The 16,733-nt window shown below is 35.7% G+C and carries 13 protein-coding genes and 2 pseudogenes; 4 read left to right on the top strand and 11 right to left on the bottom strand.

Annotation, left to right across the window (positions count from 1 at the left end; all coding sequences use genetic code 11):
* Window positions 1-42: 42 nt before the first annotated feature.
* A pseudogene (locus RBL01_RS01305) lies at window positions 43-222 on the bottom strand (helix-turn-helix domain-containing protein); the annotation flags it as partial.
* A 230-nt stretch (window positions 223-452) separates the two neighbouring features.
* On the opposite strand from RBL01_RS01305, the gene RBL01_RS01300 reads away from it, so the two are divergent.
* Window positions 453-1,889: a DNA-binding protein gene (locus RBL01_RS01300; RefSeq protein WP_080489827.1), complete on the top strand. Its 1,437-nt coding sequence runs from the start codon at window positions 453-455 to the stop codon at window positions 1,887-1,889.
* Window positions 1,890-2,053: 164 nt separating this feature from the next.
* On the opposite strand, the gene RBL01_RS01295 is transcribed toward RBL01_RS01300, so the two are convergent.
* Together RBL01_RS01295 and gadC are read right to left on the bottom strand one after the other, a co-directional pair.
* Complete coding sequence (locus RBL01_RS01295) at window positions 2,054-3,454, bottom strand: glutamate decarboxylase (RefSeq protein ID WP_002287852.1); 1,401 nt, start codon at window positions 3,452-3,454, stop codon at window positions 2,054-2,056.
* Window positions 3,455-3,466: 12 nt separating this feature from the next.
* Window positions 3,467-4,978, bottom strand: a complete 1,512-nt coding sequence (gene gadC / locus RBL01_RS01290) for a glutamate:gamma-aminobutyrate antiporter (protein WP_002323137.1) — start codon at window positions 4,976-4,978, stop codon at window positions 3,467-3,469.
* 468 nt (window positions 4,979-5,446) lie between these two features.
* On the opposite strand from gadC, the gene RBL01_RS01285 reads away from it, so the two are divergent.
* The gene (locus tag RBL01_RS01285; RefSeq protein WP_000997695.1) at window positions 5,447-6,625 is read left to right on the top strand and encodes an IS256-like element ISEf1 family transposase; all 1,179 of its coding nucleotides are present in this window, start codon (window positions 5,447-5,449) and stop codon (window positions 6,623-6,625) included.
* A 625-nt stretch (window positions 6,626-7,250) separates the two neighbouring features.
* Here the strand turns inward: RBL01_RS01285 and RBL01_RS01280 are convergent.
* Complete coding sequence (locus RBL01_RS01280) at window positions 7,251-7,634, bottom strand: GntR family transcriptional regulator (RefSeq protein ID WP_061343379.1); 384 nt, start codon at window positions 7,632-7,634, stop codon at window positions 7,251-7,253.
* A 240-nt stretch (window positions 7,635-7,874) separates the two neighbouring features.
* On the bottom strand, window positions 7,875-8,489 hold the full coding sequence (locus tag RBL01_RS01275; RefSeq protein WP_016853131.1) for a GNAT family N-acetyltransferase: 615 nt from the start codon (window positions 8,487-8,489) through the stop codon (window positions 7,875-7,877).
* A 143-nt stretch (window positions 8,490-8,632) separates the two neighbouring features.
* Here RBL01_RS01275 and RBL01_RS01270 point away from each other — a divergent pair.
* Window positions 8,633-9,194: pseudogene (locus RBL01_RS01270) on the top strand (TetR/AcrR family transcriptional regulator).
* Between the two features lie 110 nt (window positions 9,195-9,304).
* On the opposite strand, the gene lacD reads toward RBL01_RS01270, so the two are convergent.
* Genes lacD through pfkB form a run of 4 tightly spaced genes read right to left on the bottom strand, consistent with a single transcriptional unit; the run spans window position 9,305 to window position 13,158 of the window.
* Window positions 9,305-10,279, bottom strand: a complete 975-nt coding sequence (gene lacD / locus RBL01_RS01265; protein WP_307781009.1) for a tagatose-bisphosphate aldolase — start codon at window positions 10,277-10,279, stop codon at window positions 9,305-9,307.
* 18 nt (window positions 10,280-10,297) lie between these two features.
* Window positions 10,298-10,753, bottom strand: a complete 456-nt coding sequence (locus RBL01_RS01260) for a fructose PTS transporter subunit IIA (protein WP_002336650.1) — start codon at window positions 10,751-10,753, stop codon at window positions 10,298-10,300.
* Window positions 10,754-10,780: 27 nt separating this feature from the next.
* Entirely contained in the window at window positions 10,781-12,226 is a 1,446-nt protein-coding gene (locus RBL01_RS01255) for a PTS fructose transporter subunit IIBC (protein ID WP_307781010.1), read from the bottom strand.
* Complete coding sequence (gene pfkB / locus RBL01_RS01250; protein ID WP_002331209.1) at window positions 12,223-13,158, bottom strand: 1-phosphofructokinase; 936 nt, start codon at window positions 13,156-13,158, stop codon at window positions 12,223-12,225. The genes RBL01_RS01255 and pfkB overlap by 4 nt, the downstream gene beginning before the upstream one ends.
* A 167-nt stretch (window positions 13,159-13,325) precedes the next feature.
* Here pfkB and RBL01_RS01245 point away from each other — a divergent pair, with 167 nt between their 5' ends.
* Window positions 13,326-14,084: a MurR/RpiR family transcriptional regulator gene (locus RBL01_RS01245; protein WP_002331208.1), complete on the top strand. Its 759-nt coding sequence runs from the start codon at window positions 13,326-13,328 to the stop codon at window positions 14,082-14,084.
* 494 nt (window positions 14,085-14,578) lie between these two features.
* Here the strand turns inward: RBL01_RS01245 and RBL01_RS01240 are convergent, their stop codons facing one another.
* Entirely contained in the window at window positions 14,579-15,778 is a 1,200-nt protein-coding gene (locus tag RBL01_RS01240) for an MFS transporter (protein ID WP_002331207.1), read from the bottom strand.
* 441 nt (window positions 15,779-16,219) lie between these two features.
* Complete coding sequence (locus RBL01_RS01235) at window positions 16,220-16,711, bottom strand: hypothetical protein (RefSeq protein ID WP_002331206.1); 492 nt, start codon at window positions 16,709-16,711, stop codon at window positions 16,220-16,222.
* Window positions 16,712-16,733 lie beyond the last annotated feature (22 nt).

Genomic DNA, 16,733 nt, shown 5'->3' with positions numbered 1-16,733 from the left:
CACACCTTAATTTTTCTGTCTAGTTAATTGTAGCCTATCCATTTCTTTATACTGGTGCCAATAATCAAGAGCAGTCTTGCCTTGCTTGAACTTATTGACTACATTATAAATAGTTTGTATAGCACGTCCCATTCGGTTAGCGATTTCAACCGGCTTATTATGTTGAAGATAATATGATTCTATCATTGTCAGTTCGTCTATGGTAAGATGTTTGTAGGTCATTTATGGTTACACTCCTTTGTTTTCTTTCGTCGGAAATACAATTTGAGTGTACCATAAATGCCTTTTTATTTTTCTAACTTAATTTTACAATTCGCGCTATATAAGGGATACTTAAACCAAATACCCCATCTAATTATTTTCTAATTTATATTTTTGATTCAATATATTACAGGACTATTCCGATTGGTAGAGTTATAATAGTTATGTATAAAATGACTAGGAGGAGTGCTATGTTGGAAACCTATCTGGAGAAAAGTATTTTTCGTCAAGTTTACATTTGTGAGCAATTACACGAAAAAGGGACCATTCAGATTCGCGAAATAGCAGATCAATTGAACGTTTGCCCACTCACTGTCACTAACGACTTGGAATGCATTACCGACATACTCCATCAGCAAATTATTTCAGTGGAGAAAGCTAGAAGTAGCTTTACAGTCGCATTCGACTCTTCGTTTTCGAGGTTGTCACTCACTCAACTCATCTATCAGCGCTCTGACTTTTTCAATGTATTAGGACATTATTTATCAGGGGAACACAATTGGAGTAATATAGCTAATACTACCTTCATTTCGTTAAGCAAAGTTTACAACTTACGAAATGAGTTGATTGATTTTTTTAAACAAATGCAGTACTTAAATGCTGATGGCCATTTTGAAATTCCTGAAAAGGATTATCGAAGTTTGTTACTAACGATAATCTATGAGACAAATCGGACGGAGTTGATCCAGCTAAATAAATCAATTATTCAAAGCGGTCAACAATTGATTGATTATGTAGAAAAACATTTTTTTTCAAGAAGTTACCCTACAGTTGAAAAACAATTTATTTTGTTAGGTATCGCTATCGGTTTGCAGAGATCTAAGACTAACCCAATATATTTTAGTCAGGAAGAAAAAAGAGTTGCCCGACATACTCCCTTGTTTCAGCTAATACAGAAAGGATTAGAGCAACTTTCTTTCTCTTTATGTCATGACGAAGATGAATGCTTTTATATCTACTTTCTATTCAACTCTAGAAATTATCTATGCGATAACTTTGAATTGTTACAAAAAGACTTGAACGTTGTTTATCAAAACCATGTAGCAGATAACCCTTTGGTGATTGAGCTCAGTCAAAAACTTATCTTATCTCTGAATATATCTGAAGAAAATCAGATACTTTTTGATAAAGCATTTCTCCCGTTTATCCGCTCACTTTGGGCTGATATTCAGATATTTCAACCTGATAAGACTTACTTGTTAAATGAAGAGCAACGCGCTTTGTACTTAGAAGTTCATGAAATTCTTGAACAATGGCGAAAACAAAACAATTTATTTCTGCGTTGGAATGAGAATTCTATTCGTAAACTAACCATTAGTTTAAGTCTTTTAAATGAGCATAAACGGAAATCTCCAATTGAAGTGTTCATAGTAGCTCCGTCAGACTTTAGGTATTTATACTATCGACAACAGTTAGAAGACATTTTGGGAGAACACTTTTCTATTAGTAATATCATTTGTAAACAACTTAGAGAAATAGTAGACGACACTTTCTTTTGTACTCAGCGGATTATACTTTGCGATAGTTCTTTATACCAAGAAGGCTTAGGTAGTGAGAAAACAATTATATATCCGATTACTTTTCAAACAATTCATACTGTTATCGATCAATTGAACAAACAAATTTGACTGAACTACTTACAATAAGAGTAATGATGAATAGAACAACAGCTAAGATTGAGAGTGTAACAAATGAATTTCATATATTTATTCAAATAGATTTAAGGAGCTGTGTGGTAATCACAACTCCTTTTATTAGTTAATTAACTTCTTTTATATTTCTCTGAAGAATTTTAGTGAGTAAAGCCGTACGTTTTCACATCCTGTTTTTTATGATAAACAATATGAGCTTTATTCAACTCTTCAATTGCTTGGTTCATATCTTGTACATAATCACCAGCCATGTTCATTCCAAAGTCTGCTCGAACAACTAAGCGTTGAATAATTAATTGATCCAAGTCTTTAGGTAATGGGTAGGCTGGGACTTGCCATCCCTTCATTAACAGACGATCAGATAAATCATATAGTGTCCATTCGCGATTGGGATCTTCTTTCAGCTTATAGCACACAACTGGCAATTCTGATCCATCATTAATGATTTCAAAAATACCAGTTTTTTCGATCTCTTTGGCTAAATAAACAGCAACATCATGAGTTCTTTGGTGAATATCACGATAACCATCAAAGCCATAGCGTACAAAGTTGTAGTATTGACCAATTAGTTGTGCTGCACTATGAGAGAAGTTGATAGCCATAGTTGGCATTTCTCCACCTAAGTAACTAACTTTAAATACTAATTCTTCTGGTAAGTATTGTTGGTCACGCCATAAGACCCAACCCACACCTGGATATACCAAACCATATTTGTGACCTGAAGAATTAATTGAGATAACATTTTTCAATTGAAAATCCCAAACTAGATCAGGTTCAGTAAATGGTGCATAAAAGCCACCCGATGCAGCGTCAACATGAATGTATACTTTATAGTCAGTTTGTTTATTGTGAGCTTCAACTAAATCATTCAGACCCTTGATATCATCATAACGACCAGTGTAAGTAATACCCATAATACCTACAATACCAATTGTGTACTCATCCACATAATCCATGACAGTATCTAGATTAATTGACATATGTTTTTCATCCATTGGGACTTCTCTCAGTTCCACATCCCAATATACACAGAATTTTTCCCAACAAACTTGGTAACCAGAAGAGATCACCAGGTTAGGTTTTTTTGCTTGAATATCAAGACCTAATTTTTCAGCACGTTTACGCCAAGCAAATTTCATGGCCATACCACCCAGCATGCAGGCTTCTGAAGAGCCGATCGTTGAAGTTCCCATGAATTTTTCATTATTTGGAGCATGCCATAAATCAGCAATCATATTTACACAGCGGTTTTCAATTTCCGTTGTTCGTGGGTATTCTGATTTATCAATTGCATTTTTTTCTAACGTTTGGGTCATCAATTTCACTGCTTCAGGTTCCATATACGTTTGACAAAAAGTAGCTAAGTTTAATCGCGCATTTCCTTCATCCAACATCTCGTCTTGTACTAATTGATAAGCAATTCGTGGTTCAATGGATTCTTTGTTTAACTTATATTTAGGCAAGTCAACATCCTCACTTGCAGAGCCAAAAATTGGTTCCAAATAGTTTTTTTCTTCTTGATTATCTTTTCCGTATAACATAATGAACTCCTCCTAATGTTTTAAAATATGTTCATCATTTTTTGTAACGTGGTGCTCTCCTCTAGCAGCTGGATAAACAGCGGGATTAGCGTCTTCAGCTTTCACGTGAGTAGGTTCCTCAATAGTTGTGTGAGCACTTTTATCATGTACTTCATAAATGATAAAAGGTAAAAGAACAGTCACTACAAAGCTAATAAGTAGTATGATTTGGTATGTTCGGTGCTCACTAGCTGCAATTGAAGCTGGTGGTACAAAAGAGATAAGCAATGCGAACACTGATAAAATAAAACCAATTCCACCGATAATCGTTTTGCCAACAGTTTTTCCTGGTACATTGTAAGTTCGTTTTAAGTCTTTTTTCTTAAAAACTAATACAAAGTAACCTAGGAAAAATAGTAAATATCCTACGAGATAAATGACAACAGTTAAGGAGATTGCTACTAAGAATGATAAATTGTTGCCTCCTCCACCAAAAGTTAAGACTGCTGCCCAAATAGTAACGATAATTCCTTGTATCATAATCAACGGAACTGGAACGCCTTGTTTATTAGTTTTCCGGAAGAAAACTGGTAACAGACCTCGCTGAGCAGCTGCAAACATCCCTCGTGATGGACCAACTACCCAAGAACTAACTTCACCCATAACGCCAAAGGCAATCATGAGAGCAATCACTTTTACCAACCAATGCAAATGACTGTTAAAATGTAAAATAAGCGTTTCAAATGTTTGGATTACACCAGCACTGAGAGACAAGTCATGTTGTGGAATAACCGCTGCTACTGAGAAACCGCCGATTGCATCTAAGGCGATGGCCAAAATCACTAGTAAAAACATTGCCAATGGGTAGTTTCTTTGGGGATTTTCCAGCTCATTAATATGTGATGCTGAAGCTTCTACGCCCATATAAGCCAATATAAAAGATACAAATACTACTAAAGTTGAAAGCTGAGAAAAGTCAGGAATAAAAGCTTTCGCATTAATAGCCATTTGAATCGGATTACCGCCGATAAAGTAGGCTGCTGCTAAACCAAAGAGAATGATCGAAGGAATAACAATTCCAATGACAAATCCTGCTTTAGCAATTTTAGCGGTACGATTGGTCCCGCCCAACTGTGAAAAAGTCAGTACCCAGAAAATGACTAATACACCAATAAACTTGATAAATGGATCTGTATTAAGCTCTGGAAAATTAATTACATACGACAGCGCTCCTAGTATGAAGTAGATCATTGTAATAAAACCTACTGTAATTTGAAACCATTGGAAAAAAATAGCTGCAAAACCAAAACGTTCTCCTAAAGTTTGACTAACCCAACTGAAAATCCCACCATCTTTCCATCCTTCAACTGTTGCCATTTCTGCAGCACATAAAGCAACTGGTAGAAACCATAAAATACCTCCCAAAAGAAGAAAGAAAACCAAATGTAATTGTGATGTTGCAAAGGTCGGATACTCATAAACAGTCAAAACCATGGAAGCTGTCAGGGCAAAAAAACCGAATAGAGATAACTTTTTTTTATCCATATTATTACTTCCCTTTCCTATTTAATTTGTCATTCCTACCAAGGTTATGGAAAATCGCTTATTTGAGCTTGCATTATTTTGTCCACCTCTTTTCTACAAGACAAAGTATAGCAAGCAAAATTCTTCTCCACTTCCAGAATTTTTTATTTTCATTTTTAGAAAAGTGAAAAAACTGACAACAAAAGCTTGTTTCTTTCACTCTATTAATATCTTTAGTGAAAAAGCTCGTTTTATATCGTATTCTTCCAGCGAATGTACTTCTCATAAGTCCAAAAAAAGCTGCGAAAAAGAAAGTACCTCGGTACCTACTTTTTCGTAGCTGCACATAACTTGAGCAAGTATTAATCGAAGATACTTTGTTGAGAGTATAAAATATTTTGTGTAAATGAAAAAATCCATACAAAAAAGGAAGTCCCTTCTGTAGAATAAAGTTAACGACAACCAATTCACAGAAAAGAGGACTTCCCTATGAATGATTTTACTACAGAAATTGTGCAAACTCTAGTCACTAAAGGCGATTTAAATGAATTATTCCGTTCGCACTTAGAAAAAGCGATAAACACACTCCTACGGACTGAATTAACGGCTTTTTTAGATTACGAAAAATATGATCGCACTGGTTTTAATTCAGGTAATTCGAGAAACGGTTCTTACTTTCGATCAATCAAAACCGAATATGGTGAATTAACATTGGAAATACCTAGAGATCGTAATGGTGAGTTTAAACAACAAACTTTACCAGCCTACAAAAGAACAAACGATACATTGGAAACCACTATTATCCATTTATTCGAAAAAGGTGTTACGATGTCTGAAATTGCTGATTTGATCGAAAAAATGTACGGTCATCACTATACTCCACAAACCATGTCCAACATGACTAAAGTTCTGACTGAAGAAGTAAATGCCTTTAAATCCAGAGCCTTAAATGATAAGTATGTCGCTATTTTTATGGACGCTACTTACATTCCACTAAAACGTCAAACTGTATCCAAAGAAGCGATTTATATTGCCATTGGTATACGAGAAGACGGCACTAAAGAAGTACTGAGTTATGCGATTGCTCCAACTGAATCAACATACGTTTGGAATGAGCTGCTACAGGATATTAACTCCAGAGGAGTTCAAGAAGTCTTGCTTTTTATTACGGACGGCTTAAAAGGCATGAAAGATACTATCCATCAAATTTATCCTAAAGCAAAATATCAGCATTGTTGTATCCATGTATCTCGTAATATCGCTCATAAAGTACGTGTCAAAGACCGAAAAGAAATCTGTGATGACTTTAAGGCTGTTTATCAAGCTAACTCAAAAGAAGAAGCGAATACCTTCTTATCCGGCATGATTGAGAAATGGAAGAAAAACTATCCTAAAGTGACGCAGTCACTCATAGAAAACCAAGACTTATTAACTTTTTATGATTTTCCACCTAGCATTCGTAGAACCATTTACTCAACCAATCTAATCGAGTCTTTCAATAAGCAAATTAAAAGATACAGCCGTAGAAAAGAGCAGTTTCAAAATGAAGAATCACTAGAACGCTTTCTAGTCAGCATTTTTGATACATACAATCAAAAATTTCTAAACAGAAGCCATAAAGGTTTTCAACAGGTAACCGATACATTAGTTTCAATGTTTACTGAGTAACTAATTATTTTGCAGGAGGACAATTTATTTACACAAAATTATTGACGCTCCCATATTTGTTTTCCCAGTCCATTTAGATAGTTTTTCTTCAATATCATCCATATCCTCCAATAGATTTTTTAAACACTTTTTTTCATCTATCATGTTTTTTCTCCTTGCCATTATTCTAACTAAAATTTTACGTATTTGTTTCTATGTCTACATTATCTTTTTAACAGTATCTATTTTTCTTTTGCAACTTACTTGGCTACCAAAGCAAATAAAAAAGTTATTTATAAATTTCTCCCTACCACTACCTATTGCTATTATTTAAAATAGGGATAATTTTTTCTCTTAAAAAATATCATTATTTGTGGTATGGAGCTGGGTATCATGAGTGAATGATATTTATAAATCACTGGATATTGAAGTATATTCTGTTTTCTCAACTTATTTAGTCAGATTTTTTAATGAAGATTTTTTGAGTAAAATTTCTATAATTCCTACTTATTGAAAAGTAGTTTGTAGTGCTGCTTCTACCTCTCTCATCTGTTCTACAAATTCCAAATAACTTGACGCAGCTTGCGGAATGAAAAAATGATATGTGAATATTTCTCCTCCTAGCCCGCTTAATATGCCTATTTTTTTATACCCATGATTTGCAGGAAGGGGATCGGAAGTAGGTTGCAGAAAGCCGCCTTTCATAATCTGTCGGAAACCGGACATCAAAACGGATTATTTTACTTGTCACATTTGTATTTTCTTGTGATGAAGTGCCAAATACATTATTTACTTGAGTGACATTCTCATTGTCCTGTCTGATATTGCTTCGTATAAAAGTACCAGATCCACGTCTCATATATAACAAACCTTCATCAATAAGGAGTTGTATAGCTTTGCGGATAGTAACACGGCTTGTTTTAAACTCTCTAGCCAGACTTTCTTGCTCAGGTAATTTAGAACCTTCCTGATATTTTCCCTCAACGATCCTCTCTTTTAGAGCCAAGGCTATTTCTTTATATTTTGGCATATTTTCCCCTCATTTCATTGATCCTACAAAAAAATTAGTATATATACAAATTTTTGTAAAGTATATATACTAATAAATACAAAAATATTTTTATTGTTGGATACAGAAATCTATTTTTAACTGGGGATATCTTTGCCAGCTAATATCTTTGAGACTACACCTATCTTCATCTAAATGGATCAATTACTCGCTTTTTCCATTGACCTTCGTGGTACTTCTGCTTTCTGATAGTAAAAAACATTACTGAATGATCTTACTATATAACATACAGCGGAGATCTACTTCTTTATTAAGGATCTTCATGACGATATCTTTTTCTTTTTTCCGTTCGAAACCGCGTCGTTCATAAAATTGATACGTACAGCCGCTATCCGTGAACAGAAATACTTCTTTTCCTTGCTCTCGGCGTTCAAATTCTTTTAATAATTTACTACCGATCCCCTTGATCTTTAAATCAGGGTTGGCAGCTAAAAAGACAATTTCTCCATCTGGGGAATGTTTTTTTAAATAGTCTGAAAGCAATTCGTCATTGGTGTCGTCATACCCGCCTTTGCTGTCTTTCACAAATGCATTTTGTAAGAAATCAAATAGTTTAACATATAACTTTTGACTAAATGAATGATGCTTTTTTGATTTTCCTTTGATGTCTGCTAATAAAACACCTGCCAGCTCATCATCCGCATATAAAGCAATGATTTGTGTCGCGCGATTCAATTCTAGATACCAAAAGTATCTTCCATAAAGATTCAAAAGGAGTTTGTTCTTGGTATACCAATCAAAGTGCATACCTTTAATCGCGAATTGAATGGCTTTTTTGTAGTCTTTCTTTTCCAGTTGCTTAAAGGCTAATTCCATCACTTATTCTCCTATTCTTTAAATATTGATATGCTATACTTATATTATAATAGACAAGGTGTCGGTTATCTATGTTCAGATAGCGGTGAAATTGTCGGATAACCGACACAATTCCTTGATTATGTTGATTAGGAGGCTGCAAAATGAAAAAAGAGGATCGCCGCGTCAAAAAAACAGAAAAAGCGTTAGCAGAAGCATTATCAAAATTATTAGTAGATAAAAAAATTCAAAACATCACCATCCGTGAACTGACCGAAACTGCTGATCTTCACCGTTCGACATTTTATACACATTATACGGATATCTATGATCTTTATGAAAAACTGGAAAATAGCTTTTTCCAAGACTTGGATGAAATCATTTCCTACGATACGACACATAGCTACGAGGATCTATACGCTCATTTGATCGACTATGTCTATACGAATACGTTCGTATACAAGTTATTCGTCATCAACCACGGAGATATCCAATTTCAAAAGAGATTAAATAATCTGATCGAAGAAAATTATTTAAAAATCTGGCTACAAGAAGACAAAAAAACCGTGATCACAGAAGAAATGCGTTACTTCACCATCTACCATATCCAAGGGTGCCTCTCCGTTTTAAATCATTGGGTAGAAAAGCAATTTTGCATACTCTAAGAAAAAAATGCTGACCTTCTTGCGCTTATTGAACGACAACATAGAACCTATCATGCCTTAAAAACAAACGAAAAAGGAAGCGTCGGGACGCTTCCAATTCTTTATTTAAAAGCTCAAATTGATTATTAAAAATCATTAGGTTACAAACTTAAGGTTATAGTTAAAGCTTTCTTACAATTTAATAGCTGTTGCTGTTTCTTTCAAAACATTATTCAGCTCTTCGATGTTCTTGCGTCCTTGTGTCTGCATCCATTCTTTGGCAACATATTCACCTTTAGTAACGAATGGTTCTACACCATTCGCCCAAGTTGCGCGCCCACAGAGTACCCCATTGAATGTAGAGCCAGCCTCTTTTGCAAATTTCAAGGTTTCTTGGAACAATTCAGCAGTTACTCCTGCGCTCAAGAAAATAAATGGCAGGTTGGTAGTCTCGGATTGTTCTTTGAAATAAGCAGCAGCTTCTTCTTTGGTATAAGCAACTTCATTTTTAGTGTAACCATCCACATAGTTCATATTAACAGGAACTTCCACTTTCAAAACGTCAACTCCATAGCGAGGCTTAGAAAATTCCTTCATCATTTCATTTACTTTATGCGGTTTTTTCAAGGCATATTCCTTCGAAGAAGTATCAGGATCGTTGGCATCATAAGAAACCAATTCTAAGAAAAATGGCAAATCTTCAGCAACACATTCAGAACCAATCCGCTCCATAAAAGCCTTCTTTTGGTCATTGATGTCATCAGATTCATCTACATCGTAGTATAACAAGAACTTACAAGCATCGGCCCCTTGCTCCTTTAGACGTTTTACAGACCAAATAGATAAAATATCCGGTAAACGTCCTGGAGTTGAAGCATCGTAACCAGTTTTTTCATAGGCCAACAACAGACCAGCATTTTTATCGCGAACTTCGGCTGCCGGCAACCCATATTCTGGATCTAATAAGATTGCTGAAGCATATGGAGTCAATTCAGAAGAAATGATTTTTTTGAAATTGATGATTTGTTCATCGGTTGCTGATTGATTTTGAAATTTACCGATCATTTTTTTCAAGGCACCACGTTGATCGATTGCTAACGCACTGATGATGCCACTTTCATTACTTAGTTGACGAATATAAGTTTTCTTTTTTTCTGTTAAAGGCATGATTTCACTACTTCCTTTTTAGTTTTCTTCTAATTTTTGGTTTAAAAGTTCAGCTATTTCTTCAGCAGACTGGGCTTGTTTCAGACCTTCTGTCACATCTTTGTGCATCAAAAGTCTGGCTACCTGAGATAAAAATTTTAGATGGGTTGTTCCAGCCTCTGAATCTGGAATAAACAGAGCGATTACAAAATCCGTTCCTTCTCCATCTAAACTTTTCCAATCGACCTTACCGTTTAACCGAACAATCACAATATCGGCATCCTTGATACTAGCATCTTTGGCATGAGGGATGGCAAAACCATCCATCATACCAGTCGTGCTTTCTTCTTCTCTTTCCATCAATTTTTCGTAAACTGCATCTCGGTCTTCACTAATGCTCAAGACAATTGACTGATCTGCAAGGAAGTTCATTACCTCATCTTGCGTCGTAAAATTTTTATTCATAAAAACTTTATTTGTTTTGATCAAAGTCATTTGAAATCCTTCTTTCTAGAATAACCTTTAGTTGTTGGTTGCTTCTTTCATTTCAACAGTAGCTGCTTCTGCTTCACGTTTTTCTACACTACGTTTTTGGATCAACCCTAAAATTACTCCGCCAACGATTGAACCAAGTAAAATCGACCCTACCCATGCAACCTTACCAGTAACAACAGGTAATACTAGAAAACCTCCATGAGGTGCGGGAACTTGGACACCAAACATATATGTCAGTACAGCAGCAATTGATGAACCTAGCATCATAGTTGGCAGAACACGCAGCGGATCTTTAGCCGCAAATGGAATTGCTCCTTCGGTAATGTGCGTTGAGCCCAAGATAAAGTTGACTAAACCAGCGTTGCGATCATTCGTATCGAAATATTTTCCAAAAAACAGTGCGGCAAATCCAGTAATCAATGGGGGCGCGATACAAGCTGCCGAAACCCCTGCCATAAATGTATGGTTACCTTGTGCCAACAACGCAGTCCCTGTAACATAAGCCGCTTTATTGACTGGACCTCCCATATCAAATGCTGACATACAGCCAACGATAATCCCTAAAATTAATGGATTATAATTTTGGAATCCTGCCAAGAAATTCATCATTCCTTGGTTGACTGCTTCCATTGGATTTGCTAATAAAGACATGACTACACCAACAAACAAGACACCGATCACCGGATATAAGAAGATCGCCTTCAGACCATCCAATTGTTTAGGCAAGCCTTTCATGACCTTTTGCAATAGTAAGATAAAGTAGCCTGCTAAGAAACCTGCAAAAATTCCGCCTAAGAAACCGGCTCCGCCAGAATTGGCTAACAGTCCGCCAACAAACCCAACAACCAAACCAGGACGTTTAGCGATTCCTTCAGCGATATAAGCTGCTAAAATAGGAACCATCATTCCCATTGCCGCATCACCAACACCCTTTAACATAGCGGCAGTCGGATTGTAAGTAGGATCATTGGGATCAAAAGAGTACACACCCCAGATGGCAAACGAAATTGCAATAATTACCCCACCTGCCACTACAAACGGCAGCATATGAGAAACACCGTTCATGAGATTTTTATAAATACTGTGACCAATGCCTGCTGCAACCCCCATCTCCGCTTTCTCACCAGCAGCGTCAACTGTTTTGTTTTCTGCAGTGATTGAACCTTTACCAGCCAACGCATCTTCGATCAATTGGTCAGCATCTTTAATCCCCTTGCTGACAGGCACATCGATTACACGCTTACCTGCGAAACGTTCTGCTTGAACATCTTTGTCAGCTGCAATGATTACAGCGTCAGCGTTTTTTATTTCTTCTGGTGTTAATTCATTCTCTATCCCTACTTGACCATGGGTTTCAACTTTGATAGATACCCCTTTGCGCTTAGCTGCCTGCTCCAATGCTTCTTGAGCCATATAAGTGTGGGCAATTCCTGTTGGACATCCTGTTGCGGCAACAATTTTGTAAGTTGTCATTTTTTACTCGCTCCCTCTTTGATTTCGATTTGTTTTTCCAACTCTGCAACATCCGAAAAATCTGTTAATCCTTTACGAAAAGCGGTTGAACTTCCAGCTGCTAAACTTTTCTTCAAATTAATATCTACCTGTTCACCTTTTAAATATCCTGCAAGAAATGTTCCCAACAAAGTGTCACCAGCACACGCTGTATTGACTACTTTACCTTTAGGAGAATTCCCAGAATAAACGATATCCTTATTTAAAAATATTCCTCCCTCTCCTCCTAGAGAAAGGAGAACATTTTTCGCTCCATCGGCAATCAAGCGTTCAGCATAATGAATATATCCTTCACGATCACTAAGCTCGACATTATACCAAGATTGCAATTCCTCCTCGTTTGGTTTTAATAAGAACGGCTGATACGGCAGACAATCAATTATTTCCGGATAGCTTGAATCAATAATCAGATGGACCTTATTTTCAAAACAAATACGACTGATATCAATAAGAATTTCGGGTGAGACCCCTCGCGGCAAACTGCCAGAAACACACAAATAATCGTCAGCTTGCAGCTTTTGTATTTGATTTAGAAAAGTTTTGATTTGTTCCTGAGGAATCTCAGGTCCTTTATTAACCAATTTGAATTCTTCATTGGTTTTATTAACTTGTGTAAAAACGTTGATTCTAGTCATTCCCGGTACGCTAATAAAATCAGTGCTAATATCTTTTTGATGCAAATAATCCTCAATATAATTCCCGGTAAAACCTGCTTTAAATCCTAAAGCTGTACTATCGATACCTAATTGCTTCATGATCAATGAAACATTCACCCCTTTTCCATTAGCTTGTATATCATCATCGTTTGTTCGATTGACTTGGGATGGTTTCATTTCATCTGTTTCGATAAAAAGGTCGATTGCCAAGTTTAAAGTACATGTATAAACTGACATTTACGCTCCTCCTTTCTTACATATTCATTATGTATCAAGATCGAATGTAAATGTTTTCATAAATGACTAAATTCATTGAAAACTTTTACAAAATATATTAAATAAACTTGAAGTAAAGGAAACTCCCGCTTTACAATAGAATTATCCTAACTAATCGGAGGCAAAATATGGATACAAAATTAAGTGAATCGGAGAAATATCTCTGGGATTTTATTCAAAGTCACATACTCGAAATCCCCTCCTATTCCATTGTAAAACTAAGTGAATATGCCAACGTTTCAACAGCAACCGTCGTTCGTACTATGAAGAAAAAAGGATATGAGGGGTTTACGTCTTTTAAACATTCGTTAAAAGAAAAAGAAAATACAAATATCAATTTTGCCGCTCTTGATAAAGTTGATGAAGGAATAAAGACTGCTATTCTTAAAAATGAGCAAGAGGTAATCCGCACCATCAATATGGTAGAAAGCGGGAATATTGAAGATGCTATTCAACGAATCAAGGCTGCTAGAAGAATCATGATTTTTGCCCGAGGTTTTTCAGAATTGATTGCTCAGGAAATGATGGTCAAATTTCAACTTACCGGTAAATATTGTGAGATGCATACTGATCCCAATATCATAAAAAACATTAGTAGAAAATTATCCAAAGATGACATCGTGATCTTTGTTTCACTAAACGGTGAAACAAAGGAATTGACTACCGCAGCTGAAAACTGTTATAAAGCTGAGATCGGGACAATTTTGCTTACTGCTAATCGTCATTCAAGTTTGATGGAACATATCGAGATTCCTTTTGTTGGCTTTAAATCAGAAGGCTCCTTCTTCCCAGATTATGAGGTACGCTCCAGACTTCCACTTTCTATACTGGCTAGAATCTTACTTGACTCCTATGCACTGCGAACATCAGGATTCACACAGCACTAACTCTATATCTGTAAGACTGTACCTAAAATATATCTGTGTGAATTAACTAAGGTTGTCTAGAAAAATATTTAATCGCTATTTGTATTCTCGTGCTTTCTATCATTGCTCCTTCTATAACTTCTTAGTTTCAAGATAGAATAGTGCATTGAGACTACCAGGACTACTTACGCAAATATATAATAATAAGAATGTGATAAGCAGTTCGAAGTTCCTGTCTAATATTTCTTGTTAATTATTATCAATTTCCAACAATTCTAGAATTATAATACGCAAAAAAAGGAGACCGTCTAACCGTCTCCTTATAGTTTATTATTCAGCTTACAATCAGTTATCTAAAATGTTACAGAAGTTTTATTAGGGATATTTTCTTATCTTTTTAGATGAGGTTTCTCAATTATTTAGAAATGCTTACTTAAGTTATTCTCGTTTTTTGTAATTACACCAATAATCACTATATGTTATTTATATAAAACTAGTATCTAAGTATTTTTATGCTACTCAACAAGAGAATCACTATCGTTTCCTGTCTTCGGTATTTTTCGAATGCCCAAAATAGTTAATAAAGCACCTAGCACCGCAAAACCAGTACCGAAAATCAGCATCTCCCATACACCGAAATGCTGCAGCAGACTGCCGCCCAAGACATTTCCTATCACCCCACCAAGAGTTGTGGCGATGATGATCATCGTTTGTCCAAATACACGATCATCATCCGCCAGAAATTGATTGAACAAATAAGCCGAAGCTGGAATAAACAAAGCGAAACTGAAGGCTTGTAGGAGATGCGTCATTTCCATCATCAGGATCGAACTGGCCAGCAGCATCATGAATCCTCTGACAGCAAATGAAATACTGGCAACAGACAGCCAAAATTTGCTGGATTTCTTTTTGACAAGCTGTTCAAAAAAGATCATTCCCGGTAATTCGCATAAAGCGGCGATCATCAATGCGATGCCAACTTCTTTACTGCCACCGTGGATATTTTCAAAGATCTGTGCCAAAAAGCTGTTGATCATGGTGTGGAAAGTAAAAAGAAAACTGAAACCTAAAAACAACAAAATCAGAAAAGGATATTTTTTTCTCAAAGAAACTGGGCGATCCTGTTCTTTTGTCATAGGAAAAACTTCTTGATTTTTTACATCCGGCAGCAGATGCAAAATAACGAAAAACACTACTGCTTCAACTATAACCAAGATCGGCAAAATCGCGGCAGAATAAATCGCTAACAACTGTCCCAGTAAAAAAGAAGTTACAGCATAAGAAAATGAACCACCAGCTCTTGAAAAGCCAAAGTTGATCCTGTAGCCGGTATTTGAATACTCAAATGCCAGCGCATTGAGAAATGATTGCATAGAAACTACTAAAATCCCACCCAAGATATAAGTAATGATCGGCAAATTCGGAATCAATACCCCAGCTAAGAGAATCACTCCTAATCCTGCTATCATCGTCTTCAGCACGGTGATCAGTGGGATCTTTCTTTTCTTGATGATCACTTGACTGATAAAAGGCTGAAGCACCGTTGAAACAATATTGACCAATGCTAAGATCCCTCCGATTTTAGCTGGATCAATCTTGAAATAAATCAAAAACAATGTCGCAAACCCATAGACAGAACAAAACATCATCCAATAGAGAAATTGCAAACTTGTATAATAAAAACGAATCATTTTTCCGCTTGTTTGATCGCGAATACATCTCCCACCTTATTGGTTTTTCTTTAGCAATTTACTATAGCATACTTGTAGGGGGTTTACTATTTTTAAAAGTGGTGAAGAACTATGGAAATTAGGGTAGATTACAATATGCGTTGATCAATTAAAACATCTGTTAATAAAGACGGAAAAAAGATCATAGAAGCATCGTACTTTTTAGCATACTAGCTTGGTCATTTTTTTCTGGAATTGAAGAAAATATATATATTCTAAAAACTATCCATCATCTCTTAGATTACGAGCTTTTTTTGCTGCAAAGGAAGTTAAAAAAAGCAGGGATCGAGTAATCGATTCCTGCTATATCTTGTACCAATATATTTCTTTCCAAAACTTAATATACATTGTATACTTCAATCAATATGATTCATTAAAACAAGTTTCATTATTCGTGATAAAGAAATCATAATTTCGGTAGTAGAATCATTCATTATCTTTTTTTACAACTGCTCTTTTTTCTTCCGAACTTTGATCTAAAGTAATTTTGGAATGGATATCAAGTTCTTGAAAGACATCCATCATTTCAGTTTGATCTTTATCAAAAATCATTGAAAAAGAATTATTCTTGCTTTTGTAAAATGAAATAAATGATTTATCGTCACCTAGTTTTTCTACTTGGACTTGAGGATATCGATTAAAGTTACCGTTCAATACTCCAAATCTAACAACAGAATCTTTTGCTAGACCCTCCTTCAAAAAACCATTGATCAAAATGACAGAAGCAAAAGCAACCAGTTTAATCTGATCAGTCAGATGTTCCGGCCAGAAAATCAACAGGATGGCGACTGTCAGTAAAATACTCAAACTCTTCCTTACAGGACTACTCTGAGCAAACACGATAATTTTCTTTTGATCGATTATTTGCAAAATAATCAGCAGTCCTAAAAAAACTGTGATCATAAGTGCTTCTGCCATCTTTCATCATCCTTTATTTTCA

It is taken from the genome of Enterococcus sp. SB12 (assembly GCF_030910025.2).
In the GTDB taxonomy this organism is placed as follows: Bacteria; Bacillota; Bacilli; order Lactobacillales; family Enterococcaceae; genus Enterococcus_B; species Enterococcus_B faecium.
The sequence above is the reverse complement of the archived record's forward strand: the minus strand, read 5'-3'. Positions and strand labels throughout refer to the sequence as shown.

Excerpts from the sequence above, each read along its gene's own strand:
- RBL01_RS01300 (WP_080489827.1), top strand. The coding sequence starts at position 453 with ATGTTGGAAACCTATCTGGAGAAAAGTATTTTTCGTCAAGTTTACATT.
- RBL01_RS01295 (WP_002287852.1), bottom strand. The coding sequence starts at position 3,454 with ATGTTATACGGAAAAGATAATCAAGAAGAAAAAAACTATTTGGAACCA.
- gadC (WP_002323137.1), bottom strand. The coding sequence starts at position 4,978 with ATGGATAAAAAAAAGTTATCTCTATTCGGTTTTTTTGCCCTGACAGCT.
- RBL01_RS01285 (WP_000997695.1), top strand. The coding sequence starts at position 5,447 with ATGAATGATTTTACTACAGAAATTGTGCAAACTCTAGTCACTAAAGGC.
- RBL01_RS01280 (WP_061343379.1), bottom strand. The coding sequence starts at position 7,634 with ATGCCAAAATATAAAGAAATAGCCTTGGCTCTAAAAGAGAGGATCGTT.
- RBL01_RS01275 (WP_016853131.1), bottom strand. The coding sequence starts at position 8,489 with ATGGAATTAGCCTTTAAGCAACTGGAAAAGAAAGACTACAAAAAAGCC.
- lacD (WP_307781009.1), bottom strand. The coding sequence starts at position 10,279 with ATGCCTTTAACAGAAAAAAAGAAAACTTATATTCGTCAACTAAGTAAT.
- RBL01_RS01260 (WP_002336650.1), bottom strand. The coding sequence starts at position 10,753 with ATGACTTTGATCAAAACAAATAAAGTTTTTATGAATAAAAATTTTACG.
- RBL01_RS01255 (WP_307781010.1), bottom strand. The coding sequence starts at position 12,226 with ATGACAACTTACAAAATTGTTGCCGCAACAGGATGTCCAACAGGAATT.
- pfkB (WP_002331209.1), bottom strand. The coding sequence starts at position 13,158 with ATGTCAGTTTATACATGTACTTTAAACTTGGCAATCGACCTTTTTATC.
- RBL01_RS01245 (WP_002331208.1), top strand. The coding sequence starts at position 13,326 with ATGGATACAAAATTAAGTGAATCGGAGAAATATCTCTGGGATTTTATT.
- RBL01_RS01235 (WP_002331206.1), bottom strand. The coding sequence starts at position 16,711 with ATGGCAGAAGCACTTATGATCACAGTTTTTTTAGGACTGCTGATTATT.